General features: G+C 65.3%; 22 protein-coding genes. 10 read left to right on the top strand and 12 right to left on the bottom strand.

Features of this window, described 5'->3' with window-relative positions; all coding sequences use genetic code 11:
• Positions 1-3: 3 nt before the first annotated feature.
• Positions 4-1,107, bottom strand: coding sequence for a NucA/NucB deoxyribonuclease domain-containing protein (locus tag CFB39_RS19920; protein ID WP_256991431.1), 1,104 nt, complete (start codon positions 1,105-1,107; stop codon positions 4-6).
• A 462-nt stretch (positions 1,108-1,569) separates the two neighbouring features.
• Between CFB39_RS19920 and CFB39_RS19915 the strand changes: the two genes are divergently transcribed.
• A complete protein-coding gene (locus CFB39_RS19915; protein ID WP_089474134.1) occupies positions 1,570-2,799 on the top strand; it encodes a M23 family metallopeptidase in 1,230 nt (409 codons plus the stop codon).
• 246 nt (positions 2,800-3,045) lie between these two features.
• Here the strand turns inward: CFB39_RS19915 and CFB39_RS19910 are convergent, their stop codons facing one another.
• A complete protein-coding gene (locus tag CFB39_RS19910; protein WP_089474133.1) occupies positions 3,046-4,173 on the bottom strand; it encodes an aminotransferase class V-fold PLP-dependent enzyme in 1,128 nt (375 codons plus the stop codon).
• 364 nt (positions 4,174-4,537) lie between these two features.
• On the opposite strand from CFB39_RS19910, the gene CFB39_RS19905 reads away from it, so the two are divergent.
• Positions 4,538-5,719, top strand: a complete 1,182-nt coding sequence (locus CFB39_RS19905; RefSeq protein ID WP_089474132.1) for a serine hydrolase — start codon at positions 4,538-4,540, stop codon at positions 5,717-5,719.
• 118 nt (positions 5,720-5,837) lie between these two features.
• Here CFB39_RS19905 and CFB39_RS19900 read toward each other — a convergent pair whose 3' ends face one another.
• From CFB39_RS19900 to CFB39_RS19880, 5 genes are all read right to left on the bottom strand, one after another.
• Complete coding sequence (locus CFB39_RS19900; RefSeq protein ID WP_089474131.1) at positions 5,838-7,010, bottom strand: FAD-binding oxidoreductase; 1,173 nt, start codon at positions 7,008-7,010, stop codon at positions 5,838-5,840.
• Positions 7,007-7,207 (bottom strand): hypothetical protein, encoded by a 201-nt coding sequence (locus CFB39_RS19895; RefSeq protein ID WP_089474130.1) that lies wholly within the window; start codon positions 7,205-7,207, stop codon positions 7,007-7,009. The genes CFB39_RS19900 and CFB39_RS19895 overlap by 4 nt, the downstream gene beginning before the upstream one ends.
• Positions 7,204-8,355 carry a branched-chain amino acid ABC transporter substrate-binding protein gene (locus CFB39_RS19890; RefSeq protein WP_089474129.1) on the bottom strand — a complete coding sequence of 384 codons (1,152 nt, stop codon included), beginning with the start codon at positions 8,353-8,355 and terminating at the stop codon, positions 7,204-7,206. Before CFB39_RS19890 ends, CFB39_RS19895 begins: the two co-directional genes overlap by 4 nt.
• 419 nt (positions 8,356-8,774) lie before the next feature.
• Positions 8,775-8,966, bottom strand: coding sequence for a CsbD family protein (locus CFB39_RS19885; RefSeq protein WP_089428345.1), 192 nt, complete (start codon positions 8,964-8,966; stop codon positions 8,775-8,777).
• Positions 8,967-9,107: 141 nt separating this feature from the next.
• Positions 9,108-10,640 carry a helix-turn-helix transcriptional regulator gene (locus CFB39_RS19880; protein ID WP_089432129.1) on the bottom strand — a complete coding sequence of 511 codons (1,533 nt, stop codon included), beginning with the start codon at positions 10,638-10,640 and terminating at the stop codon, positions 9,108-9,110.
• Between the two features lie 371 nt (positions 10,641-11,011).
• Here CFB39_RS19880 and CFB39_RS40285 point away from each other — a divergent pair, with 371 nt between their 5' ends.
• The 6 genes from CFB39_RS40285 to CFB39_RS19855 all read left to right on the top strand — a co-directional run bounded on the left by CFB39_RS40285 (position 11,012) and on the right by CFB39_RS19855 (position 14,514).
• Complete coding sequence (locus CFB39_RS40285) at positions 11,012-11,176, top strand: hypothetical protein (RefSeq protein WP_174975033.1); 165 nt, start codon at positions 11,012-11,014, stop codon at positions 11,174-11,176.
• A gap of 62 nt (positions 11,177-11,238) precedes the next feature.
• On the top strand, positions 11,239-11,589 hold the full coding sequence (locus CFB39_RS19875) for a BON domain-containing protein (RefSeq protein WP_089428347.1): 351 nt from the start codon (positions 11,239-11,241) through the stop codon (positions 11,587-11,589).
• 56 nt (positions 11,590-11,645) lie between these two features.
• Positions 11,646-11,843 carry a CsbD family protein gene (locus CFB39_RS19870; RefSeq protein ID WP_009694074.1) on the top strand — a complete coding sequence of 66 codons (198 nt, stop codon included), beginning with the start codon at positions 11,646-11,648 and terminating at the stop codon, positions 11,841-11,843.
• Between the two features lie 214 nt (positions 11,844-12,057).
• Entirely contained in the window at positions 12,058-12,279 is a 222-nt protein-coding gene (locus CFB39_RS19865; RefSeq protein ID WP_089428348.1) for a hypothetical protein, read from the top strand.
• 128 nt (positions 12,280-12,407) lie between these two features.
• Entirely contained in the window at positions 12,408-12,662 is a 255-nt protein-coding gene (locus CFB39_RS19860) for a GlsB/YeaQ/YmgE family stress response membrane protein (protein WP_089428349.1), read from the top strand.
• Positions 12,663-13,005: 343 nt separating this feature from the next.
• A complete protein-coding gene (locus CFB39_RS19855) occupies positions 13,006-14,514 on the top strand; it encodes a DKNYY domain-containing protein (RefSeq protein ID WP_089474128.1) in 1,509 nt (502 codons plus the stop codon).
• A gap of 138 nt (positions 14,515-14,652) precedes the next feature.
• Here the strand turns inward: CFB39_RS19855 and CFB39_RS19850 are convergent, their stop codons facing one another.
• On the bottom strand, positions 14,653-15,681 hold the full coding sequence (locus CFB39_RS19850; protein ID WP_089463203.1) for a DUF1338 domain-containing protein: 1,029 nt from the start codon (positions 15,679-15,681) through the stop codon (positions 14,653-14,655).
• Positions 15,682-15,907: 226 nt separating this feature from the next.
• On the opposite strand from CFB39_RS19850, the gene CFB39_RS19845 reads away from it, so the two are divergent.
• Positions 15,908-16,855, top strand: coding sequence for a LysR family transcriptional regulator (locus tag CFB39_RS19845; protein WP_089474127.1), 948 nt, complete (start codon positions 15,908-15,910; stop codon positions 16,853-16,855).
• Positions 16,856-16,874: 19 nt separating this feature from the next.
• Here CFB39_RS19845 and CFB39_RS19840 read toward each other — a convergent pair whose 3' ends face one another.
• Both CFB39_RS19840 and CFB39_RS19835 read right to left on the bottom strand, forming a co-directional pair.
• On the bottom strand, positions 16,875-17,369 hold the full coding sequence (locus tag CFB39_RS19840; RefSeq protein WP_256991430.1) for a hypothetical protein: 495 nt from the start codon (positions 17,367-17,369) through the stop codon (positions 16,875-16,877).
• Between the two features lie 66 nt (positions 17,370-17,435).
• On the bottom strand, positions 17,436-19,565 hold the full coding sequence (locus CFB39_RS19835; protein ID WP_089474126.1) for a TonB-dependent siderophore receptor: 2,130 nt from the start codon (positions 19,563-19,565) through the stop codon (positions 17,436-17,438).
• A 931-nt stretch (positions 19,566-20,496) separates the two neighbouring features.
• On the opposite strand from CFB39_RS19835, the gene CFB39_RS19830 reads away from it, so the two are divergent.
• Positions 20,497-22,125 carry an NADP-dependent glyceraldehyde-3-phosphate dehydrogenase gene (locus CFB39_RS19830; RefSeq protein ID WP_089474125.1) on the top strand — a complete coding sequence of 543 codons (1,629 nt, stop codon included), beginning with the start codon at positions 20,497-20,499 and terminating at the stop codon, positions 22,123-22,125.
• Positions 22,126-22,212: 87 nt separating this feature from the next.
• Here CFB39_RS19830 and CFB39_RS19825 read toward each other — a convergent pair whose 3' ends face one another.
• Both CFB39_RS19825 and CFB39_RS19820 read right to left on the bottom strand, forming a co-directional pair.
• On the bottom strand, positions 22,213-23,409 hold the full coding sequence (locus CFB39_RS19825; protein ID WP_256991428.1) for a T6SS immunity protein Tli4 family protein: 1,197 nt from the start codon (positions 23,407-23,409) through the stop codon (positions 22,213-22,215).
• 111 nt (positions 23,410-23,520) lie between these two features.
• On the bottom strand, positions 23,521-24,687 hold the full coding sequence (locus CFB39_RS19820) for a Xaa-Pro peptidase family protein (RefSeq protein WP_089474123.1): 1,167 nt from the start codon (positions 24,685-24,687) through the stop codon (positions 23,521-23,523).
• Between the last annotated feature and the right edge of the window lie 123 nt (positions 24,688-24,810).

Raw genomic sequence — 24,810 nt, 5'->3', positions numbered from 1 at the left:
GGCTCAACGTTTTGCGGCAGGCTGCGAAGAACCGACGTCGACATAAAACGCCTCCTGGTCGATCACGCGCTGGTTCAAATAGAAACTTCCGAGGAAAGCGCCTGCGCGCCGATTATCGCTCGCATCGATACGCTTGACCGATACTTCCGGTTCTCGTGATGCGCCTTGCTCCGTCGACGCAAACGGATACTCGTCGCAATCGCAATCGCTCGGCGTTTCGTCCGGATCACCCGTGAATGTGCACTGGCCAGTGACCGGGCCGAATTTCTCGATGCATTGCGCCTTGGAATCGCTCCGGTTGGCCCGCCGCCATGCTGCGTCGCGCGTGCGTGTCAGCGGCCTGGCTTCAAAGGCCGGAAAGATCGTGCCGTCGCCCTTCGGTACGAACTTTCCGGGACGCCCGGCGGCTTGCGCCTCGCGTATGTGGATTGCGGATTCGTTGACGTCGGGATTCGTGTCGACGATGGTACGCAGGACGGCCGGTGCGTCCGCGTAGATGCATCCTTGCGAGTTGCTCTTGACGAGCGCGACGTCGCATCGAATGTTGGGAATATAGCCGGCGCCCGCGTAGGGATTCATGCTTGCGCCGTTCTCGAACGAGTCTCCCGATTTCGCCACCCGGTACTCGAGCGTCGGACTGAACCTGAGCGGATTACCGGATCCCATGTTGGGCGTGATCATCACCGATAGCTCGTTGGACAGCCCGCCAAGGGCAAGCGGCACGCCGGCATTGGGCGCAACCGTACAATCCGCGCCGCATTCGACGATCGGCTTGATCATCAGGCCGGGCGGATTGCCGGACAGGACGCGCGTGCGGAAGCGGAACGTCACCGGCCATGCGAGCTGGTTCGACGGATTGTCGGAATACGCATAGGCATCAATCGCCACCCGGCCGATTTCATTGTTCTGGCCGTCTGTCGCGACATAGACGAGCGGTTCGGTTTTCTGGCAGTAACTGGTCCGGCTCAACAGCGAATCCTTGCTCGTTTCGGTCCGGACGGTCGTGCAGACGGGGGAAACGTCCGTCGCACTTTCCGCATGGGCGGGCATCGCCGTCGCAAGCACGATCGCACCGGCAAACAGCCGGCCAAACAGCATTCGATACATCACATCCCCTCCTGAAAATTCATCAATCGAAATGATTTATTTTGTCGCGACTCAATTTAAATCTCGATCCGATTGAAATCAAACTGTTATATTTGTCAGGAAGATGTAACTTATATCAACAAGACCACCTCACGATCGTTTCTTTTCCATAAATAATCCAGTCCAATTCACCGGCCATTGAATCCTGTGTCGATCAAAGCAACTCACGACGCGGTTCGCCACAATGCTGGGCATGGACGGCGCTTCGAGGCCATCCCGCAAGGTGATTCCAGATCAATCGACTCCGGTTTACCGAGTGGTCAATTCACTTTGAAACTATCGCGTCAACAATTACATCCGAAGCATCCAATTTAAAAACGCATCCACGTATATTTCATTTTCCTTGCAATGACTGGCGAATGATGTAGGCTTGCCGGCGCCGTCATGAACTTCTTGCCAACTCTCTTCGCGGTGCAATTGACCATGCGCAATTTATTAAGTCGTTCTGCCTCGAATTCGATTCAATACTCCATTGGAATCCTGCTGATTGCGGCCAGCCTTGCCGAAGTCGCGCATGCGGCCCCAATCGAGACGTCGTTGCAACGCTCGATCGGGCAGGCGCTTCAATCCCGATCGGGTGGGACGTTGAAGCTGCCGGCCCGGTCGGACGACAGCCTGGTCGAGGCCATCAAAACCGACGACGTTTCCGGATGGGTATTTGGCACTGCGACACACATCCTGCGCGAGGATGAATCCGGTGATCCCGTCACGAAGCTGTTCATCGCGCACAACGTGAATGGCCGATGGATCTCGGGTGTGGAGGGCAGCAGCGAGTTTGGAGCATTGCTCGATGCGGCGCCACCCACGCTGCTCGCGGCCGACGAACGGAAAAATCTGGCGTCGAGACGCGCATCGCTCGCACCAAGGTCGGCTGCATTGCCGCAACCGGGCCTTGCGTTGCCGTGGGAACCGAATGCCGGGTGGTATTGGACGGGCGGTGCACACGGCTGGTCCGGACAAAGCAGGCCGTATAACTCCCTCGACTTCTCGGGTGGCAACGGCCGCGTGCTGGCGGCGCGAGACGGCTATCTTTACAAGAGCTGCGAGCGCGGCGGCAGCGCCATCGTGAAGGTGGTTCACGACAATGGCTATGCGACGACCTATTACCACATGGTCCAGCTGACGTCGCTGAACAGCGGTACGCGTGTTCGCCAGGGGGAGTATCTCGGCAGCGTCGGAAACGGCCTGCCGTGCGGCGGACAAACGACGGGGCCGCATGTTCACTTTTCATTGAGCAAGGATGGCAATGACGTGTCCGTCAATGGCATGACGATCGGCGGCTGGCAATTCTTCGAAGGCACTTCGCCGTATTCCGGATACGCGGTTCGCAATCAGCGGCGCGTCTCCCCTCAGGCATGGCTGGTCAACTACGGGAGCGCGGATTCCGGCGATCCGTCCACGCCCGTCAGCGCGCGTGTACAGGCACCGGGTCCGGCGAATCTGCGCAGCGCGCCTTCATTGTCGGCGCCGGTCGTCGGTTCGCTCGAGAATGGGCGCACCGTGCAGCTCGCGTGCCACCAGTACGGCGACTCCGTGAACGGCAACTGGGGCGCCACACGGCTTTGGTACCGACTGGACTCGAATCAATGGATCTCCGACGGGTTCGTCTACACGGGCAGCAATGACCCGGTGGTGCCGGAATGCGTGAATTAGCGCGGGCGCACCGCGACAGGAAACACGATGCCCCACATGTCGAGATTTTCCGGACCGAAACCGATCCATCTTTGCGGTCACGTCGGACGCTCCCGAACCGGAAGCTTTGACCACGCTCCATCTGTTTCCAACCCACTGCGACTCGACCCGAACGCGCACGTCAGACAAGACCATCAATCCAGCAAGGCAGTGGGCCGCAGGCGCGCACGCCCACTGCCAATTGCCTCGCCCAATCCGCAAAGCGTCTTAAATGATCCGCTCCAACGCATCCGCAAACCGCCCAACCGCCCCATCGACATCATGCAGCTTGTCGAGCCCGAACAACCCCAGCCGGAAGGTCTTGAAATCCTCCGGCTCGTCGCACATCAGCGGCACACCCGCCGCGATCTGCAACCCGACGTCGGCAAACTTCTTCCCGGTTCGAATCCCGTCGTCGTCCGTATAACTGACCACGACACCCGGCGCTTCGAACCCTTCCGCCGCCACGCTCCGGAAACCCTTCTCGGCCAGCAACGCGCGAATCCGCTTGCCCAGCTCGAGCTGCTCCGCTTTCACCTTGTCGAAGCCGTACGCCTCGGTTTCCTTCATCACGTCGCGCAGCGTCGTGAGACTGTCCGTAGGCATCGTCGCGTGGTACGCGAACCCGCCACCTTCATACGCTTCCATGATCTGCAGCCACTTGCGCAGATCGCACGCGAAGCTGGTGCTGGTCGTGCCATCGATGCGTTCGCGGGCCAGTTCGCCGAGCATCACCATCGCGCAGCACGGCGACGCGCTCCAGCCCTTCTGCGGCGCGCTGATCAGGATGTCGACGCCGCTCGCCTGCATGTCGACCCACACCGTGCCGGACGCGATGCAATCCAGCACGAACATGCCGCCGACCGCGTGCACGGCGTCGGACACCGCGCGCAGATACCCATCGGGCAACATCATCCCGGACGCGGTTTCGACGTGCGGCGCAAACACCAGATCCGGCTTGTGTTCGTTGATCGCGGCAACCACTTCGTCGATCGGCGCCGGCGCATAGGCGGCCTGCCGTCCCGCTTCGACCGGGCGCGCCTTCAGCACCGTCGTTTCGGACGGAATGCTGCCCATGTCGAAAATCTGCGACCAGCGGAAGCTGAACCAGCCGTTGCGGATGACGAGGCACTTCTTGTTGGTGGCGAACTGCCGCGCGACGGCTTCCATGCCGAACGTCCCGCTGCCGGGGACGATCACGACGGACTTCGCGTTGTAGACCTTCTTCAGCGTGCCGGAGATGTCGCGCATGACACCCTGAAAGCGCTGCGACATATGGTTGACCGAGCGATCGGTGTACACCACCGAATATTCGAGGAGCCCCTCGCGGTCAACATCGGGAAGTAATCCTGGCATGCTCGCCTCCGGTGAAAGATGAACGATGGAATCTGGGCGAGCAGTGTCCGTGATGCGATACCGCGCTGCACCCATGCAATTGCGTTATTTTCTCGACGAAAGCAGATTCTAACGAAGGCCGCGTGCCGCTTGGGGCATATTTTGTCGGCTGTCCGGCGCAGGCGTGACGGCGCGCCGCCGCCGGCCGACGCGCCGCGCTGCAACGGAGCCGCGGCGGCCCCGGCTGAAGCGCCCGCCCCGTGGCCGTCCATGCCGATCGTTGCAGCGCACGACGCCCACGAAGCCCTGTTCCATGTACGGATAAATGGCCCGTCCGCCGCGTGCCGCCTACCATGTGGGCTCTTCCTTCACGACAGAGTCTTCGATGATCCCCCACCGAGCATCATCACAGCAGCCGTCGGCCGATCCCGCGCTCGCCGAGCGCGTCGATGCGGTACTGTCCCGCCAACTCGACACGCAACGCCTCGTCGGCGTGGTCGTCCTGGTCGCACGCGACGGCGAGCTCGTCTATCGCCGCGCGGCCGGGTTCGCCGACCGCGAAGCACGCACGCCGATGCAGGAAGACACGCTGTTCAGGCTCGCGTCGGTGACGAAGCCGATCGTCTCGGCAGCGGCCATGGCGCTCGTTGCCCGGCACAAGCTGTCGCTCGACGACGACGTCACGAAGTGGCTGCCCGAGTTCCGCCCGGCGCTGCGTGACGGCAGCGTGCCGGTGATCAAGGTGCGCCACCTGCTCACGCATTCGGCCGGCCTCGGCTATCGCTACGCGGAAGCCGACGCGGCCGGCCCGTATGCACGCGCGGGCGTCTCCGACGGGCTCGATGGCGCCTCGATCACGCTCGCCGAGAACATGCGCAGGATCGCGAGCGTGCCGTTGCAGTACGCACCCGGCGCCGGCTGGAACTATTCGCTCTCCATCGACGTGGTCGGCGCGGTGATCGAGGCCGTCACCGGACAGCCGCTCGCCGATGCGGTCGATGCGCTGGTGCTCCGCCCGCTCGGCACCCGCGACACGGGATTCGTCGCACGCGATGCCGCGCGGCTCGCGACGCCTTACGTCAACGACACGCCGCAGCCGCACCGGCTCGCCGAGAACGAAGCCGTGCCCATCTACGAAGGCTCCGTCGGCGTGACGTACTCGCCGTCGCGCGCGCTCGACAAGGAGGCGTTCGCATCGGGCGGCGCCGGGATGGTCGGCACCGCCGGTGACGTGCTGAACGTACTGGACACGCTGCGCGCGGGTGGCGGCGCCATTCTGCCGGCCGAGCTGGTCGACGAGATGGGCCGCATCCACACCGGCAACCTCCAGTTGCCCGACCTGCCCGGCGCGGGTTACGGGATCGGGTTTTCCGTGTTGCGCGACCCGCGCGCGGCGCTGTCGCCGGAGTCGCCGGGCACGTGGCGCTGGGGCGGCGTCTACGGTCATTCGTGGTTCGTCGACCGCGCGCGCGGGCTCACCGTCGTGTCGCTGTCGAACACGCTTTACGAAGGGATGAACGGCCCGTACACGCTCGATCTGCGCGACGCGGTCTACGGCGTCGGTTGACACACGCAGACCCGCGCCATGTCATTGCGCGCGCAACAAAAAAGGCCCGACACGGTCGGGCCAATGAGGTGAGACACAAGGAGAATCCCGCCCACCACACCGGGCGGGTCACGCCGCGCTACACGACGTTCTTTTCGACGATCGGCCGGTTCTCCAGCACGCGCGCCCAGCCGAGCGTCGACAGGTCGAGCGTGTCGTAACGCCCGCCCAGAATGAGTTCACTGACGCCGCGCCCCGTCGCCGGCCCCTGCTGCAGCCCGTGGCCGCTGTAGCCGTTCGCGAACACGACGTTGTCGAGGTCCGGGTGATACCCGATGATCGCGTTGTGGTCGAACACGTTGTACTCGTAGTACCCGGACCAGCAGTTCTCCACGCGCAGCGCTTCGAACTCAGGCACGCGGTTCGCGAGCGTCGGCCAGATCACCTCGTCGAACAGGTCGTGGTCGACTTCGTCGAGCGGCAGGTCGTCCGGGTCGCGGTCCGGGCTCGGCGACGTCCCGCAGATATACGTGCGCCCTTCCGGCCGGAAATACACGCCGGTCGGATCGATCAGCAGCGGGCAATCCGTGAGCTTCGCCGGCGACGACACGTTGAAGATGCTGCGGCGCCGCGCATACACGGGGATGTCGATGCCCATCATCGACGACAGCGTGCGCGTCCATGCGCCGGCCGCGTTCACGAGCGTGTCGCACGCATAGCGTTCGCCGTCGGCCGTGACCACGTGCGTCACCTTGCGGCCGTCGCGCACCACGTCCTTCACGTCGGACGGCACATAGCGTGCACCGAGCGCCTGCGCCTTCTTGCGCAGCGCCTGCACGAGCCCGTAGCCGTCGAACCAGCCTTCGCCGCTCACGCCATACGCACCCGACACGAGATCGTCGACGTTCAGCCACGGGAACTTCGCGCGCAGCGCATCGCGATCCATCAGCCGGATGTCCGCGCCGAGGCTCGTCTGCAGCGCGTGGTTCTCGCGCAGCGTCGCGTCGCCGGCCGGCGTCGCGAGGAACAGGTAGCCGCCTTCGTGCAGGTCGATCGACGGCTGGTGGCCGTCCACTTCGAGGCGTTCGCCGATCGTGCGCAGGAAGTCGATGCCGAACAGCGACATCTCGATCGACAGCGGCGTCGAGAACTGCTGGCGAATCGACGCGGCCGACAACGCCGACGACGATCGCGCATAGGTGGGGTCGCGCTCGATCACGGTCACGGAAACCGTGGGATCGGTGGCGCGCACGAAATAGGCGATCGAGCTGCCGATCACACCACCGCCGACGATGACGACTTGAGAACTCACGACTGACTCCAGTTGCACAGATTGGGCGCGGCCAGCCGGCCGCGCCCGTGGGTTGTTCGTGCCGCTTCACGCGCGGCGTCGCGCGGGCAGACCGGTGCGGCTGCCACGCCGGCGTGCGCCGCGATCGCCACCGATCGCTGATGGCATTTCAGCACGTCCGGCGTCGCCGCGAAAGTCCGCGCGCGGGTGGCGTTCAATCAGCCGATTTCGTCGTGACGGGCTGCCACGCGGCGTTCTTCACCTCATACAGCGTCGAACTCGGGTTCTTCAGGTCGCCCGTGTTCGTGAACGCGATCGTGCCCGTGATGCCGTCGTAGCGCGTGCCCTTCAGCGCGCCGTTGAAATCGGCCGGCTTCGTCGAGTTCGCCTTCTGCATCGCGTTGATCGCGATCCACGTCGCGTCGTACGCGAACGGCGCGTACGCGAGCATGTCGATGCCGTACTTCTGCTTGAATTTCGTTTCGAATTCCTTGCCCTTCGCGAGACGCGCGAGCGGCTGCCCGTATTCCCACACGGACGCACCTTCCGCCGCATTGCCGGCCAGCTTGATGAAGTTCGCGTTCATCACGCCGCCGCCCGCGAGGAACTGCGCGCGGATGCCGAGCTGGCGCATGCGCTTCACGAGCATCGCGGCCTGTGCGTCGAGCCCGCCGAAGAACACGAGATCGGCGTTGGTGCTCTTGATCTTCGTGAGCTGCGCGCTGAAGTCCACCGCCTTGTCGTTCGTGAATTCGCGCGCGACGATCGTGCCGCCGTTCGCCTTCACCGACTTCTCGAATTCGTCGGCTTCGCCCTGGCCGAATGCGGTGCGGTCGTCGATGATCGCGATGCGTTTCGCCTTGGTCACGCTCGCCGCATACGCGCCTGCGTTGCCGGCGTTCTGCGTGTCGGTCGCGATCACGCGGTACACGGTGCCGAGCCCGGCGCGCGTGATGTCGGGATTGGTCGCCGACGGCGTGATCATCGGAATGCCGGCCTTCGCGTAGATCTTCGACGCGGGCAGCGTCGTGCCCGAGTTGAAGTGGCCGATCACGACGGCCACCTGCGCGTCGGCGAGCTGCTGCGCGGCCTGCACGCCGGTGCGCGGATCGCTCTGGTCGTCCTGCGACGCGACGACGAACTTGACGGGCTTGCCGCCCACCGTCGTACGCGCGGCGTTCGCTTCGTCGACGGCCATGCGCACGCCGTTCTCGATGTCCTTGCCGTAGGCAGCGCCGCCGCCCGTCAGCGGGCCGGCCACGCCGACCTTGACGACCGTCTCCTGCGCGTGAACCGCGCCGGTCTGAAGCGCGAGGATCGCGGCGGTCAATGCGACGCCGGAAAGCGAACGAATGCGGAACGTCATGACAATCCTTGTTCTGGGGGCCGGGATGCAACGCGCGACTGCCGCGCGTCGGCAACCTCCCGCGTGCCGGTCATGTCGTCCGCCTGCGAGGCGTCTTGCAACGCCGCTACCGGCCGGTCGATCGCCGCGGCTCCGTCTCCGAAGAGCCTTTCATCGCGAAAGAGGTGAATGGATTGTGGATAGCCAATACCCGTGCAGCAAACGAAATATCGGAACTATGTTGTGAGGATTTGTCATCAAGTGCCGCGTACGCGGGCGGCCCGCGGCCTACGCCACGGTGGGCCGCGGGTAAATCATTACCGTGGAATGCCGCGCCGACGCCCTGCCATCAAGGCCGGCCGTGGTCATGCCGGCGACGCATCATCGTTGCGATGACGGCCCGGCCGGCCATCGCGACGCCCGCGGCGCCGCGTCATCGGTCAGTGCCGATCGGTGCCCGTCTGCTTGCGCACCGCATCGGCCGCCTCGCCGGCCTGCTCCTGCATCTTGCCGGCCTCTTGTTCAGCGACGCCTTCCGCTTCCGTCTCGCGGTCGCCCGTGACCTTGCCGAGCGCTTCCTTGACCGAACCCTTGACTTGTTTGAGCTTGCCTTCGATGCGATTCCTGTCCATGGTCGTCTCCTGCGATGGTTGGGGGAGAGCCGGCGGCGTGACGGCCCGCGTCGCACCGCCGAGTGGACAGGATCGCAAGCGGCGGCCGCGCGCGGCAGATGCGGATGCACCAGCGCGCCTGGTGCATTCGTACCGGCGGCGTCAGTCCTTGTCCTTCGCGCCGCCCTTCTCGCCACGCGCGCCGTTCGCATCGGCCGCGCCGACGATCCCGCGTTCGCGCGCCCACACGATCGCCTCGCCGCGGCTGTGCACGTCGAGCTTCGCGTAGATCGTCGCGACGTGATTGCGCACGGTGTTCGGCGCAAGCCCGAGGCGGCCGGCGATCTCCTTGTCGGCAAGACCGTGGCACAGCAGGTCGAACACGTCGCGCTCGCGTGCGGTCAGGTCCGACAGCTGGGCGCCCGCATCCGGCGCATTCGCGCGCCGCACGTTCGCGAGCTTCTCGATCAGCGTACGGCTGAACCACGATGCATCCTGCATCGCCGTTTCGATCGCGTAGACGAGCTCCATCTCCGTGCGCTTGCGGTCGCTGATGTCGAGCAGCGCGACGAGCAGGCAGTCGCGCCCGTGAATCGCGACGGGATCGGCCGACACGACGCAATCGCGCACGTCGCCCTCGCGCGTGCGGATCTGCACGTCGGCGTTGCGCACGTTGCCGTCGCGCGCGAGCCGGCCTTCGATGCGCTGCCACGCGCCGCGCTCGGCCCACAGCCCGATCTCGTCCGCGGATTTGCCGAGCAGGTCGTCCTGCGCATGGCCCGTCAGCGCGGCGAACGCGTCGTTCACGTCGAGCAATTCGAAGCGGTCGGCGGTGACGATCGCGGTGGCGACCGGCGCCATCCGGAACGCCGTCGCAAAGCGTTCCTCGCTCTGCCGCAACGCGCGCTCGGCCTGCTTGCGCGGCTCGAGATCCATGAACGTGAACAGCATGCACGCCTCGTCGTTCATGTCGATCGGCTGCCCGGCGACCACCACGGCCTTCGTGCTGCCGTCCGCGAGCTTCAGCACGGCCTCCATCTGCGGGATCGTCGCGCCTTCGCCGAGCCGCTCGATCGCGAGGTCGCGCCGGTCGGCCTGGTCGAGCACGTCGATCTCGTACACCGAGCGGCCGAGCACGTCGTCACGCGCGTGGCCGGTCAGGTCCAGAAAGCCCTGGTTGACCTTCACGTAGCGCAGGTCGTCGAGCCGGCAGATCACCGCCGGCGCCGGGTTCGCGTTGAAGGTGCGCTCGAAGCGCTCCTCGGCGCTCGCCCATTCGGTCGCGTCGTGCAGCACGAGCGCGAGGCAATCCGGTTCACCGGCCGCATTCGTCAGCACGAGGCTGCGGATGCGGTGAACCCAGCTCACGGTTTCGTCGGCGGCCGATTCGACTTCGACCGTCACGTCGCTGAACTCCTCGCCCGCGATCACGCGATCCATCGGATAGTGGCCGTCGCGCACCGGATGGTTGTTCCGGTAGCGCAGCCGGAAGCGCTCGCGGTAGTCGGTGACGGTCGCGCCGAGCGCCTTCAGCTCGGTCACGCCGTGCATCGCGAGCGCGGCTTCGTTCGCCCAGACGATCCGCTGGTCGGGCTCGACCAGGATCACGCCCTCGGTGAGCCCCGCGATGATCTGGTGCAGCTGGCGCCGATCGGTATGCGACTTCAGCGCCTGTTCGTTTACCTGTTCGTTCATCGAATGGTTGTCCCTGTCGTCAGCATGACTGCCGGCCCGGTTGCCGCTTCGTCGACACGCGCCGGCCGGCGCGTGTGGCGATGATCGCGTGCCGCACCGGTGCACGACAGACGCGGATGCACTATTCGTCATAGTACATGCGCACGGCCTGCCCCATCGTGCGGTGTCCCGCCTTTCCCCGAAGCATCCACCGCGCCTGCTTTCCGCACGTCCCGTGCCGACAGGCGCACCACCTCCCCCTTCTCGCCGCCCCGTGCAAACGCACTAGCCGATCAGGTGAATTTGCGCGATGTCGACGCACGTTTGCATCGGTACGCTGGTACTGCATCGGCGCTCATGCGCTGCCTTCCGAACCGCAGAGGAGAAGCACGATGAAGCTGCATCAGACACCCGATCCGACGCGGCCCGAACCGGCCCCGGACAATCCGCCCGAACCGCCGCCCGGCACCGATCCGCCGGTTCCGCTGCCGCCCGACGTGCCGCGCCCGGACATGCCGCCGCGCGAGCCCGGCTACGACACGCCGATCGCCCGTTGATCCGGGCACGCGCCATGCTCGGCAGTCAATCCATTCACCACGCCCATCGAAGGAGAACATCAATGAACAAGACCTCGCACCTTTCGACGCTGCTCGCCGCCAGCGCGGCCTTCCTGCTTTGCGCCGCACCGCTCACGAGTGCGCAGGCGCAAGCCTCGTCCACCGACAGCGGCATGACGGCCGAATCGAACCAGCCCGTCACCGACACGTGGATCACCACCAAGGTGAAAGGGGAACTCGCGACCACCGACGGCGTGAAGAGCACTGACATCAGCGTGAAGACGGTCGACGGTGTCGTCACGCTCACCGGCGTGCTGCCGTCGAAGGTCGCCGTGAAGAAGGCTATCGCCGTCACGCGCGCGATCAAGGGCGTGAAGCACGTCGACGCATCCGGCCTGAAGGCGAAGGCCTGACCTCCCGGCGCGGCATGCCGCCGCGCCTTTTATCCCTGCATGACAAGGAGCACATGATGAACGAGGACAAGATCAAGGGTCAGTGGAAGCAACTCTCGGGCAAGCTGAAGGCCAAGTGGGGCAAGTTGACCGACGACGACCTGAAGGTGGCCGACGGCAATCGCGAGTATCTGGCCGGCAAGATCCAGGAGCGCTACGGCATCGCACGCGATGAAGCCGAGAAGCAGTTGAAGGAATTCGACCGCGAGCTGTAACGCGATCGCGCTTCGATCGCGCTTCAATGTAACCGCCGCGGCGCCCACGGCGTCGCGGCCACCAGGACAACGACATGGGCAAATACCTGATCGCCTGGCTGCTCGGCGTGCCGGTCGGGCTGCTGGTGCTGTTCTTTCTGATCACGCACGTCTTCTGAGCGTGCCGGCTCGATCAGAGCCGATCAAAACAACTCGTTTTCAAGGGAGATGAACAATGAAATTGCTTTCGATCTCGGTCGCCTGCATCGCCTTGATGACCGCTTCGATCCCGGGATTTGCGGCAGGGTGCCTGAAGGGCGCGGCCGTGGGCGGGGTCGCCGGCCACGTCGCGGGGCACCACGGGGCAGTGGGTGCCGCCGCGGGTTGCGCGATCGGCCACCACCACGCGGCAAAGAAAGCCAAGGCGGCAAGCGCGGCAACGGCCGCGTCGCAATGAACGCGTCACGACGGGGCCGGCCGACGTTCTTCGAAACGGCCGGCATTGCGCCGCGTGCGCGATGCCACCGGTAAGGACATGACCACCCGATTTACAACAATTTCGCCAATCCAAGGGGAATATCGTTCATGGACATGCATGGCTTGATCATATGGCTGGTCATCGGCGCCATCGCCGGCTGGCTTGCGGGCGTACTCGTCAAGGGCGGCGGTTTCGGCCTGCTCATCGACATCGTTGTCGGGATTCTGGGCGCGGTGATCGGCGGCTGGCTCGCCGGACTGCTCGGTATCGGCTTCAGCGGGATTCTCGGCTCGATCGTCATCGCCCTCATCGGTGCGGTGATCCTCTTGCTCGTGATTCGCCTGTTCCGTCGCGCAACGTGACGGGTCATCGAGCGCGTCGGCGAAGCGCCCCGTCAAAAAACGCCGGCATGACAGGTTCAACGCCATGAGGGACGAGCCCGGCGTTCGACACCGGGCTCGCGACACTTAGTGCCCCTTGTAGAGTTTGGCCGCGGTTCGTGCATGGGCCGGCCAATCGGTCGCGGCCGACGCAGCCCCTGCTTTCCTTTCGTTACTTCGACGCGTTCGCCGTCATCTTGAAGATACCCTGCGCGTTACCCGCATCGAAACGCAGGTCGGTCACCCAGCGGCGCGCCGCCCGCATTCCCGCCCGCGTTCCACGGCATACTACGGCGACTGCCACGACGCCCGCGCGCCATCCGCCATGCCCCAGCCGCCCTTGCAGGACACCAACCATCCCGACTACGCGATCGCCGGCGACACCGTGATCCGCCGCGCGGACGGCCTGCCGCTGTGGGCCAAGGACGGCAAGCCGCTGCCGATCGAGCGTCCACAAGCGTTCCGCTGCATCGGCGGCCGCTGGTTCACCGACGGCGTACACGTAATCGTGCAAGGTCAACTCGGCAGCGCGACGGTGATGTTGTATTACTACCGGATCGAGGACGCCGATCTCGACACCTTCGAGATCCTGAACCAGCGCTACGCGCGCGATGCGCGGCAGGCGTACTACATCACGGGCCGGACGATCCGCACGCGCAGCCCGCACGCGTTCCGGCCGCTCGTCTACGAAACCTGGAACCGGCCGGCCGACGGTCGCGGCGTGACGTTCGAGATGTGCGAGCACGAGTACATCGCGACCGACGACGAATCGATCTACATGAACGGCCGGCGCATCAACGGCTCGCATGGCGCGAGTGCGATCGGCTTCTCGGGCGGCTATTTCGCCGATGCCGACCGCGTGTACTACTACGGCCGGCCGAAAGACATCGATCGCGCGAGCTTCCTGTGCGGCCCCGACGAGGCCGGCTACCTGAGATGCACCGACCGGATCGGCCCGATCGAATCCGGCGAACGGCAGACGGTGCAGGAGACGCGCATGTTCGACGACTGGCGCAGCTTCTTCACGATGCGCCCCGAACTGCGGGACTACTGGTGGCATCGGCAGCCACGGCCGGCGGCAGACACGACGGTGCAGTTCCGGGACGCGACGCTGACCGGCTTCGATCCCGCGTCCTTCGCCGCGCGCGAGACGCTGTTCGATTTCGGTTCGATCGAATGGCTGTGCGGCGACGCGCACGGCATTCATTGGGCGCACCGGACCTGTGCGGAAATGCCGATCGAGCTGACCCGCTTCTCGGACCAGCCGATCGATGCGCTGCGCGTGCTCGGCCCGCACTACTTCACCGATGGCGTCAATGTGTTCTACGCGTTCACGCCCGCCCAGCCGCAGCCGCTGCGCGGCGCCGATCCGGCCGCGTTCCGCGTGCTGTCGGGCGGCTGGGCGCGCGATGCGACGCGGGCGTTTCACCTCGGTGTCGTCAAGAAAGGCATCGACCCCGCTCGGCTGCATGTCGAGGGCAGCTACGCGTGGGACGGCGAGCGCCTGTTCTGCGACGGCAAGCCGCTGCAGGTCGACGTGCCGGCCAGCGCGTTCCAGGTGCTGCACCCGACTTTCCTGCGCGCCGGCGACAAGCTGTTCTTCGGGCGCCGGCCGGTATCGACGAAGCGCGTGCACCTACCGACGCTCGAATTCCTCGACGACGATTTCGCGCGCGACAGCAAGCACGCGTACATCGTCGGCTACGTGAGCCTCGTCGAGATCGACGGTGCCGATCCGGCCACGTTCCGCGTCGTTGAGCCGGGGACCGCGGAGGACGGCGCCCGTCGCTACGACGCGCGGACCTTGCGTGACGCGACGGCGCCGCGCGACTGACGCGCGCCGCCAAACGCAATCGGGCAGGACGCTGTCGCGCCCCGCCCGATCGATCATCATTTCCTTCAGCAGCGGCCCGCCGGCACCGGCACGGCGATCACGCCGCCGCCGCACGCACCGCTGGCCGCTTCACCGGCGTTACTTCGCCGCGTTCGCCGTCATCTTGAAGATGCCCTGCGCGTTGCCCGCATCGAAACGCAGGTCGGTCACCCAGCGGCGCGCCGCCTGGTCGAACGTGCGCTTGCGCGTGATGAACTCGTAGAACGAACCCGGCACGTTGCGCTTCACCGTGCCGCCGTCGCGCGTGCGGAATTCGCGTTCGACGGTATCCGCGCGATACGCGGTCTGGAACACGCGGCCCGAGCGCGAGCGCTCGACTTCCGGCTTCATCGGCCGGCCCTTCGCTTTCTCGTCGTCGGACAGCTTGAACACGTCGGCGACGCGGTCGGTCGCGTGGTTGAACGCATTGCCTTCGGTCGCGATCCACGCCATTTCCGCCGATTCGAGCAGCAGCGTCTCGTAGTCGAGTTCGTTCGGCAGGTCGTGCTGGCGTGCGAACGCGCCGACGATCTCCGGCAGCAGCGCATGCGCGGCCTCCAGCGGCAGCCAGCCTTCGCGCTCGACTTCCCACAGCAGCGCGACGGCCGCCGGCGACAGCGGATCGCGCGACGTGCTCACGACGTTCGTCACGGCCTGCTGGAATTCCTTCGAGAAACGTTCCGGATGCAGCTCGCTGACGAAGAACTGCGCGATTTCGTCCGGTGCGTCTTCATGCGCATACGCGCGGCCGGTCATGCCGAGCTTGTCGAGCGGGTAACGGCCGTTCAGGCGGAAGCCGAGCGGACGCAGGATGCGCGTGAACGCGGCCTCGCCCGGCGGCAGCGCGCCGGTGTGCGGCCAGCGCACCGTGCGCAGCGCGCCGTGGTCGAAATAGACCGAGCCGCCGCTTTCGACCGCTTCGGCCGTATACGCACGGCCGTTCGCCGAACGTTCGAGCAGCCCTTCGAACAGCGCCATGTTCATCGCCTGCGCGATTTCCGCGCGCGTCACGACGCCGTCTTCCCATTCTTCGAGGATGGCCGGCATGTTCAGGGTCGAGAACAGGGCGTCGGTCTTCGCCTGTCCCAGCAGCTTCGTCAGCAAGCTCTCGATATTCGGATTGCGCATCAGGATTCTCGTCTCGGGGGACCGCCGGCAAACGTGCCGGCAACTCGTCGGCCGGCCGCCCCACGGGCGCCTGACCTTGCGTGGAGAGCATTATTCAAAGGGTTGCAGCCGGGCGTAAAGCGAGATTAAATTGATATGTGATGAGTTTTTGGAATTATCAGCCGTTGCCCGGCCCCGCCGTCCGCCTTGTGCCGAATGGGCCTGATCGTCAGACGAATCGAACATCATGCGTAAATTCAAGATCCCCAACATGGGCGCGCTCGTGGCTTTCGAAGCCGCCGCGCGCCACGAAAGCTTCACGCACGCGGCCAAGGAGCTGTTCCTGACCGAAAGCGCGGTATCGCGCCAGATCGCGACGCTCGAAGCAAGCCTCGGCGTGCGGCTGTTCGCCCGCGTGAAGCAGCGCGTCGTGCTGACGCGCGCCGGCAAGCTGTACGGCACGCAGGTGCGCCGCGCGCTGGAGGCGCTCGACCGCGACACGCTGTCGATCATCGCGCACGGCAGCGGCGGCGGCTACCTGGAGCTGGCGGTGCTGCCGACCTTCGCGTCGCACTGGCTGATCCCGCGCATCAAGAGCTTCTACGACCGCACGCCCGACGTGCGCGTGAACATGGGCAGCCGCACCGACCTGTTCTCGTTCGAGGACACCCACTTCGAGGCCGCGATCCACTACGGCAAGCCGACCTGGCCCGGCACGTCGTCCGACTACCTGTTCGGCGAGGAAGTCGTGCCGATCTGCTCGCCGGCGCTGCTCGACGGGCCCGTGCACAGCGTCGAGGACCTGCTCGCCTACCCGCTGCTGCACTCGACGACGCGCCCCGGCGCGTGGGCGCAGTGGTTCGAGACGCACGGCGTCGAGGACATCCGCACGATGCAGGGCGTGCGCTACGAGCTGCACACGATGCTGATCAGCGCGGCCGCGGCCGGGCTCGGCATCGCGCTCGTGCCGAAGTTCTTCGTCGAGGAACAGTTGCAGCAGCTCGGGCTGGTGGTGCCGTGCGATGCGGCGACGGTCGGCGATTCCGCGTACTACCTCGTCTATCCGACGGAGTTCAGCCACAGCAAGCCGCTGGAGCTGTTTCGCGGCTGGCTGCTCGAGCAGGCGAGCGCGTATGCGGCGCCGGATGTCGACGCGGATGGCGGCGATCTGGTGGACGACGAGGACGTCGAGTAGCGGCGCGGTCGCGCCCGCCTCATGGCGCGGCGGCCTCGCACGCATGTCGCGTCGGCAGGCTGGCCTTCACGACCTTCACCAACCGCGCGTGATCGGGCTCTTCCAGCCCCGGGCACACGGTTTCCAGATCGCGAATCACGAGCGTCGCGTGCCCGTCGAAGCGGCATACACCTTCAGGTTGCGCGGCGGGCAGCCGCAGACTGCGCCGTGCATCGCGCTGGTTCGTGAACCGGATCACACCCGCGCGTTGCGAACGGTCCGGCAGGCGCCGCGCCGATGCGTCGTCCTCCTCGAACCACACGTCTTCCCCGCTCTCTTCGTCGCCGTAATCCACTACGTAACGGCCCGACAACGTGATCGCACGGCCGACGTACACCGAATGGCATTCGGGTTCGGCGTCGGCCGGGATCGTCTGCGCGTGCGCCGCGGCCGCGCCGCAAGCCAGCACCAACACGGCGCACAGCACGCGGGCGCGGCCGGTCAGGTTCGACACATCAATCGATTGGCGAATCATGGGCAATGAGGTGCGGGTCATCGTGACGACGACCCGCATTGTCACCCGGCGCCTGCATCACGTGCATTACATGTGCCACTTCACCGTGGCGGTCAGCGTGCGCGGATCGCCGGGCATGTTGTACAGGTCCGCATTGCCGTGCGCGGCGATTAAGTAGCGACGATTGAACAGGTTGTCGAGCGTGAGCGTCACGTCGACCTTCTTGCTGCGATAGCCGGCGCCCAGGTTGAACACGGTAAACGACGGCAGCGTGACGAGATCGCTCGCCGACGTGTAGCGCGCCGACTGGAACTGCATGCCGGCCGCCGCGTAGAAGCCGTACGGCAGCTCGCGCTTCACCCACAGGTTCGCGCTATGGCGCGGCATCAGCCCCGGCGTGTTGCTCGACACCGCGACGCCGGCCGCCGTCGATTGCGCGGAACCGTCGACCGTTCCGTTCAGGTACGCGTAGCCCGCATACACCGACCACTTCGGCGCGATCTCACCGGTAAAGCCAAGCTCCATCCCGTGCACGTGCTGCGTGCCGATCGGCAGCGCATAGCCGGGATTCGCCGGGTCGCCGATCTGCTGGTTGGTCTGGCGCATGTCGAACAGCGCGACGCTGGCCGTCGCCTTGCCGCCGAGGTCGAAGCGCGAGCCGACTTCATACGCGGTGGTCTTCTGCGGCGCGAGCGCGGCGCCATTCGAGAATGCGCCCGAGCTGATCAGCGTATCGGCCAGCGGCGAGAACGACTGGCTGAACGACCCGTACAGCGTCAGCCAGTCGAGCGGTTCGTAGATCAGGCCGACGCGCGGGCTCCACGCGTGATCGGTGCGGTCGAGGTTGACGTTCGACGACGTGTAGTCGTGGCGGATCTGGTTCAGGTAGTCGAAGCGCAGCCCCGCGAGCACCTTCCAGTGCTCGGTGAGCGAAATCAAATCCTGCGCGTACACGCCCGCGAGCCCGACGACGGTCGACGCGTTCGTCTTCGCCCGCGTGCCGGTCGGCACGCCGGGCAGCACCACCTGCTGCGGATTGAACAGATCGTAGGTCGCGACCTTCGACACGCTGTAGATCGTGTCGAACTTCTGCTGCTGCGACAGTTCGAGCCCATACAGCAGCTCGTGGCGCATGCCGAACAGCGACGTCTTCTGCGTGAGCTCGAACAGGCCGTCGATGCCGTGGTCGGTGCGCTGGCGCGTCGACTGGTCGAGCGTGACGACCGGATGCGCGGCCGTCTTGATCGGCTCGTACGTCACGTAGTTCTTGCGTTCGAGCGAGAAGTCGTACGCGCGGATCGCGCCATGGAACGACAGCGAATCGTTGAAGCGATGATCGAGCGACACCGTCGCGCTCTTCGCGGAGACATCGTTGTACGAGCTGTTCGCCGCGTCGGCCGAGCCGTAGAACGTGTTGATCGGCACGTCGACCGGCCGGCCGAGATACGCGGGCAGCCCCTGGTCGGACGTGCGGCGGTCGTGCAGGTAGTCGAATTCGACGTTCAGCACCGTGTCGCGGTCGAGCTTGAACTGCGCGGACGGCGCGATCGCCTGGCGGTTGAGCTGGAACTGATCGCGGAAGCTGTTCGAGTTCTCGGCCGCGCCGGTGATCCGGAAACGCGCCGCGTCGTTCGCATTCCAGCCGAGGTCGAATTCGCCGCGCCGCTCGCCGCGCGTGCCGAGCGTCACGCCCACGTCGCGCACCGGGTTCGCGTCCGGCCGCTTCAACACGCGATTCACGATGCCGCCCGCCGAGCCGCGCCCGTACAGCACGGCCGCCGGCCCTTTCAGCACTTCGACGTGATCGACGTTCGACAGGTCGCGATAGTAGAGCGCATCGTCGCGGATGCCGTCGACGTACTGGTCCGTGATGCTGTTGAAACCGCGGATCGTGATCTGGTCGCGCTGGCCGTCGCCGACCGAGAAGCCGACGCCCGGCACGTTGCGCAGCGCATCCTGCATCGACGTCGCGTTCTGGTCCTCGATCACCGCGTGCGGCACGACGTTCACCGTCTGCGGTACGTCCATCAGCGACATGTCGGTCTTGGTTGCGGCACGCGAGCGGCCGCCGTCGTACGACGCATGCTCGGCGGTCGCCTTGACCGAGATCGCGGGCAAGGTTGCCGCGGCGTCGCTCGCCTGTGCGAAGGAGGTGCGTGCGCCGGCCAGCGACGTGGCGATCAGCAGCGCATGGCAAGCGCTCTTGTTGAGTTTCATCGTTGAAGTAGAGGCTGAGGGAAAACGGCGAACGGAAACGCATCCGGCCAACGCGCGAACCACGCTGTGAATCGGGCTGGCGAAATCCTTTCCGTGAACAAGCAGCGGCGCGCAGGGATCGCCTCGTCGCGCCGACGGGCCGGTGAACGGCCGGCGGCGGGTGGCAGCCGGCCGGCAGAACCGGCACGAAAGAGGCCGTGACGCTCCGTCACGGCTCGTAACGGAGCGAAATATTAAACGAGAATGATTCGTGTTTTTAGTTAATTTTTAACGTGTCGCCTGCCCGCAACGTGCGTGCGCATCGCGCTCTGCATTCCTGACGAATGCCTTTCTATTCCGCGCTTTTATGCGACCCGGCCGTAATAAAGACGAAAGAAATGCTTCGGCCGCATCAGGCGATGACGGGCCAGGCAACAGGCGGGATTCGGGAGACGACGACGAAAGGACTGGAGAGGATCACGAAGCATCCGTCGAAGCGGACGGCGCGCATTCGAAGTCCGGTGCGCGCCGGACCGGGCAACCCCGACCCGGCGCTCCGGGCAGCCGACCTCGCATCGGCAGCGCGGCGGACCTTCTTCCGTTCTTCACTACATATGCTCTCAGGCTCGCTTCATTTTTTTCTTCGCCGCGCCGGGCCATTATCCGCTGAAACTGGCCCGTTTGAAACGTTTGCGAGCGCTGTTGGCGGCTTATACCAAGCATTCGGCAACAGTCTTTCTGAATGCTTACGATGCATGCGGCGCGATTCGGCAATTCTTGCATTCGCGCCGGCGTTCCTTTTTAATGGAACTGGTTCCAGTCGTTGAATCGGCCAGGGTCACGCGTGACGTGTCGTCGTCCGCGCGTCATGATGCCGATTCAGGATCGAGGATCTTCCGCTCAGGATTCGCATCGCCCGTCCTTCCCGGACACCCCGTCAAACGAGACCGTCATGCCCGATTCCGCCTCCCTGCAGCAGCTGTTTCCCGCCTTTCAGGACATCCCCGCCGAGTACCGGCTCGCTTCGCCGATTCACCAGCGCGTGTCGCTCGTCGACGGCGCGTTACGGCCGTGGGACGGCGCGACCAAGACCGTGCTGTCGCCCGTGTGCGTGCGACAGGCGGACGGCAGCGTCGAGCAGGTCGAGATCGGCAGCTACCCGGTGATGGGCGAAACGGAAAGCGACGCGGCGCTCGACGCCGCGGTGCGCGCGTACGACGCCGGCCGCGGCGAGTGGCCGACGATGAAGGTCGAGCAGCGCATCGCGTGCATGCAGGACTTCATCAAGCGGATGGTCGCGCAGCGCGAGCTGGTGGTGAACCTGATCATGTGGGAGATCGGCAAGAGCCTCGCCGATTCGCAGAAGGAGTTCGACCGCACCGTCACGTACATGACGCAGACGATCGACGCGCTGAAGGAGCTCGACAACGCGAATTCGCGCTTCGTGATCGCCGAAGGCACGATCGGCCAGATCCGCCGCACGCCGCTCGGCGTGGTGCTGTGCATGGGCCCGTACAACTACCCGCTGAACGAAACGTTCGCGACGCTGATCCCCGCGCTGCTGATGGGCAACACCGTGGTGTTCAAGCCGCCGCAGTACGGCACGCTGCTGTTCGAGCCGCTGCTCGAAGCGTTCCGCGACGCGTTCCCGAAGGGCGTGATCAACACGATCTACGCGCCGGGCGCGGTGGTCGTGCCGCACATGCTTGCGTCGGGCAAGATCAACGTGCTCGCGCTGATCGGGTCGAGCAAGGTGGCCGACCACCTGAAGAAGCAGCACCCGAAGTCGCACCGGCTGCGCGCGATCCTCGGCCTCGACGCAAAGAACGCGGCGATCGTGCTGCCCGACGCCGATCTCGACCTCACCGTGAAGGAATGCCTGCTCGGCGCGCTGTCGTTCAACGGCCAGCGCTGCACCGCGCTGAAGATGCTGCTCGTGCACCGCTCGATCGTCGACGAATTCCTGAAGCGCTTCACCGCCGCGCTCGAACAGCTGAAGATCGGCATGCCGTGGGAGAAAGGCGTCAGCATCACGCCGCTGCCGGGCATGCATCGCACGGCGTACATGACGGACGCGATCGACGACGCGAAGGCCAAGGGCGCGCGGGTCGTCAACCATTCGGGCGGCGAGTTCAGCAAGACGCTGTTCTATCCGGCTGTCGTGTACCCGGTGTCGGAAGGGATGAAGCTGTACCGCGAGGAACAGTTCGGGCCGATCATTCCGGTGGCGACGTTCGACGACGTGGACACCGCGCTCGACTACGTGACGACGTCGGATCACGGCCAGCAGGTCAGCATCTTCGGGTCCGATCCGGCGCAGATCGGCGCGCTGGTCGATCCGCTCGTGAACCAGGTGTGCCGCGTGAACATCAACTGCCAGTGCCAGCGCGGGCCGGACGTGTTCCCGTTCGCGGGCCGCAAGGATTCGGCGGAAGGCACGCTGTCGGTGAGCGACGCGCTGCGCGCGTTCTCGATCCGCTCGATGGTCGCGGCGAAGCAGACCGAAGGGAGCAAGCAGCTGCTCGATTCGATCGTGTCGGATCACCACTCGAAGTTCATCAATACGGGTTTTATTTTCTGAAGCCGCTCTGATTCGGGTGCCCTCCGCCGCGCGTCAGTGCGGCGGAGTCATCGGGTTGAGTGCGCACCCCACCTCGTCCGCCTCCGGTCAGATCGCACCAGGCCTCGCGCGCAGGCTGTTCAGCAGTGTGTCCCATACTTGCAACGCGCCCGCTTCGTCCACCGGCGAGGTGGCCTTTTCCGGTGGCAAGTCGTCGCGCGCGGGCGCGCCCAGCAGCAGTTCGACCGATGTATGCGGCTGCTCCACCGTCGCGGGATTCCCCGGCGCGAGCAAGTAGAAGCGATAGACGGTGACCGCGCCATCCCTGAGCGCAAACAGCACCTCCTCCGCGTCCATGCCGGCGACCTGCCGTTTGCCCTGGCGCAGAATGCTGTAGCGTCCCGGCATGCGATTGAGTGTCGCGCGCAGCGCGCGCAGATTGCGGGTGAGCGGTTGCTCCAGATCGACGTCCACCGCATCCCGCAGCTTGATCACGAGCAGCGCCGGGCGGCCCGGCATCAACGCGAACGACTGGCTCACTTCTTCCGAGTAAGTTGACGGGCCGGCGACGACCCCGCCATCGAAGCAAAAGCCGGATTCCGTCGGCACGGCCCAGTTGTCGCGCACCTTGATACGGCGGTAGGTATCGTCATAGATGCTTTCGGCCCGGTCCAGCACATCCGCACCGATCAAGCTCGTCGTCCGGACGAGCGTGCGGTTCGCGAACAGATAGCCTTCCGTATCGAACGGCAAGGCGACAGCTTTCACCACCGCATCGTTGAAGACGAAAACCCGTGAGTGCGGCACCGGAGAGAAGGCCTTTTCCAGCGACATGCGTCCCGTCTGCTCCTGCAGATCGACGGGATTCACCCGCTGTTTGGTGCGCAGTTCCTTCTCGCGCGCCGCGACTTTGGCGTCGTAGTCCTCCACTGACACATCGTGCGTCGTCACCAGCTTTTCGCCGCGGTACTCGTAATGCTCGTCCGAGATCTCGCTCGAGACGGGCCGGTCGAACATCAGGCGACCGATGCACCACGGACGCAATTCCGATAACAACGGATTGTTCATCCCGGGTTCCACGGCATACGCAAACGAGCAGGCACACAGCCCCGTCAGCAAGAGCAGCGAACGAACAAAACACGCCATCACGATCCTCCCCGCACATTGATATCTTTCATTGTCTGCACCCTGTTGCCGAGAAGCACCCGGCGCGTCCATGTTCGGCGTGAAGCAAGCCTCGACACCGATGTCTTTCGTGACTATAGGCGAGCCCATGACGTCCGGTATGAAATTCACCGGAATCATGGGGTGCAGATCGTGAAGTTCGTCGATGGACGCTTCAAGTTCGGAAGCGCGCCGCTCGCAAAAAAGCCGCTGCACCCACCCGTGCAGCGGCTTTTTAACGCCAGCGCGTCACTACGCCCGAACCGGGAACGTCAACGCGTCGAGTTCCAGCGGCCCACCGGTCAGCTGAACCGGGCCTTCATCGCCGATCAGCACCGTATCGGAATGACGGAAGCCGCCGACACCCTCGATATAGATGCCCGGCTCGATCGTCAGGCACATCCCCTTCTCGATGGGCCGGTCGTAGCCTTCGGCGAAGAACGGCGCCTCGTGCGCGGTGACGCCCATTCCGTGCCCGGTCCGGTGCAGCAGCCGGTCGCCCATTCCCGCGCGACGGAAATAGTCGTTGACCTTGCGATCGACGTCGCTCAGCAGCGCGCCCGGCATCGCCGCGTCGAACGCGAGCCGCCGCCCTTCCGACATCACGTCGAACGCGCGTCGCGCCGCGTCGGGCACGTGGCCAAGGAAGAAGGTCCGTTCGACTTCCGCGCCATAGCCGTTCATCACCGCATTGACGATCGACACGTGCGGGCCACCCTCCTCCATCCGCATGTCGATGTTGCTGAAGTTGTGCGGATCGTGCGACACGCTGCCCGGCTGGAACACCGCGCCGATGCGCGTCGCCAACGGGTTCAGCGTCGGATCGTCGGCCAGCAGCCGCTGCATGATGAAGCCGCGAATGCGCGACGACATCTCCGCCATCCCGAGGCCCGGGCGCGCTTCGTTCAGCAGCAGGTTGTGCGCGTCGGTCGCGATCCCGCACGCATACACGTGGCGGCCGATCTCGTAGTCGGACTTGATCATCCGCACGTCGTCGATGATGTCGATGCATACGCGCTCGCCCGGCGTCTGCGCATAGACCTGCAACGGACACACCGACTCGACGCCGACACGCTCGCCCGCCCCGAACAGCGCCTTGAACCGGTCGCTCCACTCGCGCCCGGCCGGCGCCGGAAATTCGAAATACGGAATCAGCTCGAGTTCGCCAATCGAGCGCGTCCGCACATGCGGCTGCTCGAGCTGCGGCACGACGAACTGCGGCGGGCCGCTGCGCGAAATGACCAGCACGAACGGCCGCTCGTGGACGATGTTCGCGAAGTTCGTCAGGTAGTAAATGTTGTCCGGCGAGAACACCACATAGCGATCGAGGCCGGCTTCCGCCATGCGGGCGCGCACGCGCTCGAGGCGTCCTTTGAGTTCCGCCTCGCTGGGCGGCGCAAACGTAGGGGTGAATTTCATGCGTGACTTCTCCTGTTGAGAGTGACGGGACGGCCGCATCGGTCGGCCATTGCGACGTCGCCATACCGCTTCACTTGATTCGTTATCCTGCATTTCAGCGATACGAATGGCGACCGAACCCGG

Origin of the sequence: Burkholderia sp. AU6039, assembly GCF_002223365.1 — a bacterium.
In the GTDB taxonomy this organism is placed as follows: Bacteria; Pseudomonadota; Gammaproteobacteria; order Burkholderiales; family Burkholderiaceae; genus Burkholderia.
This window is presented reverse-complemented; position numbering and strand designations above follow the sequence as displayed.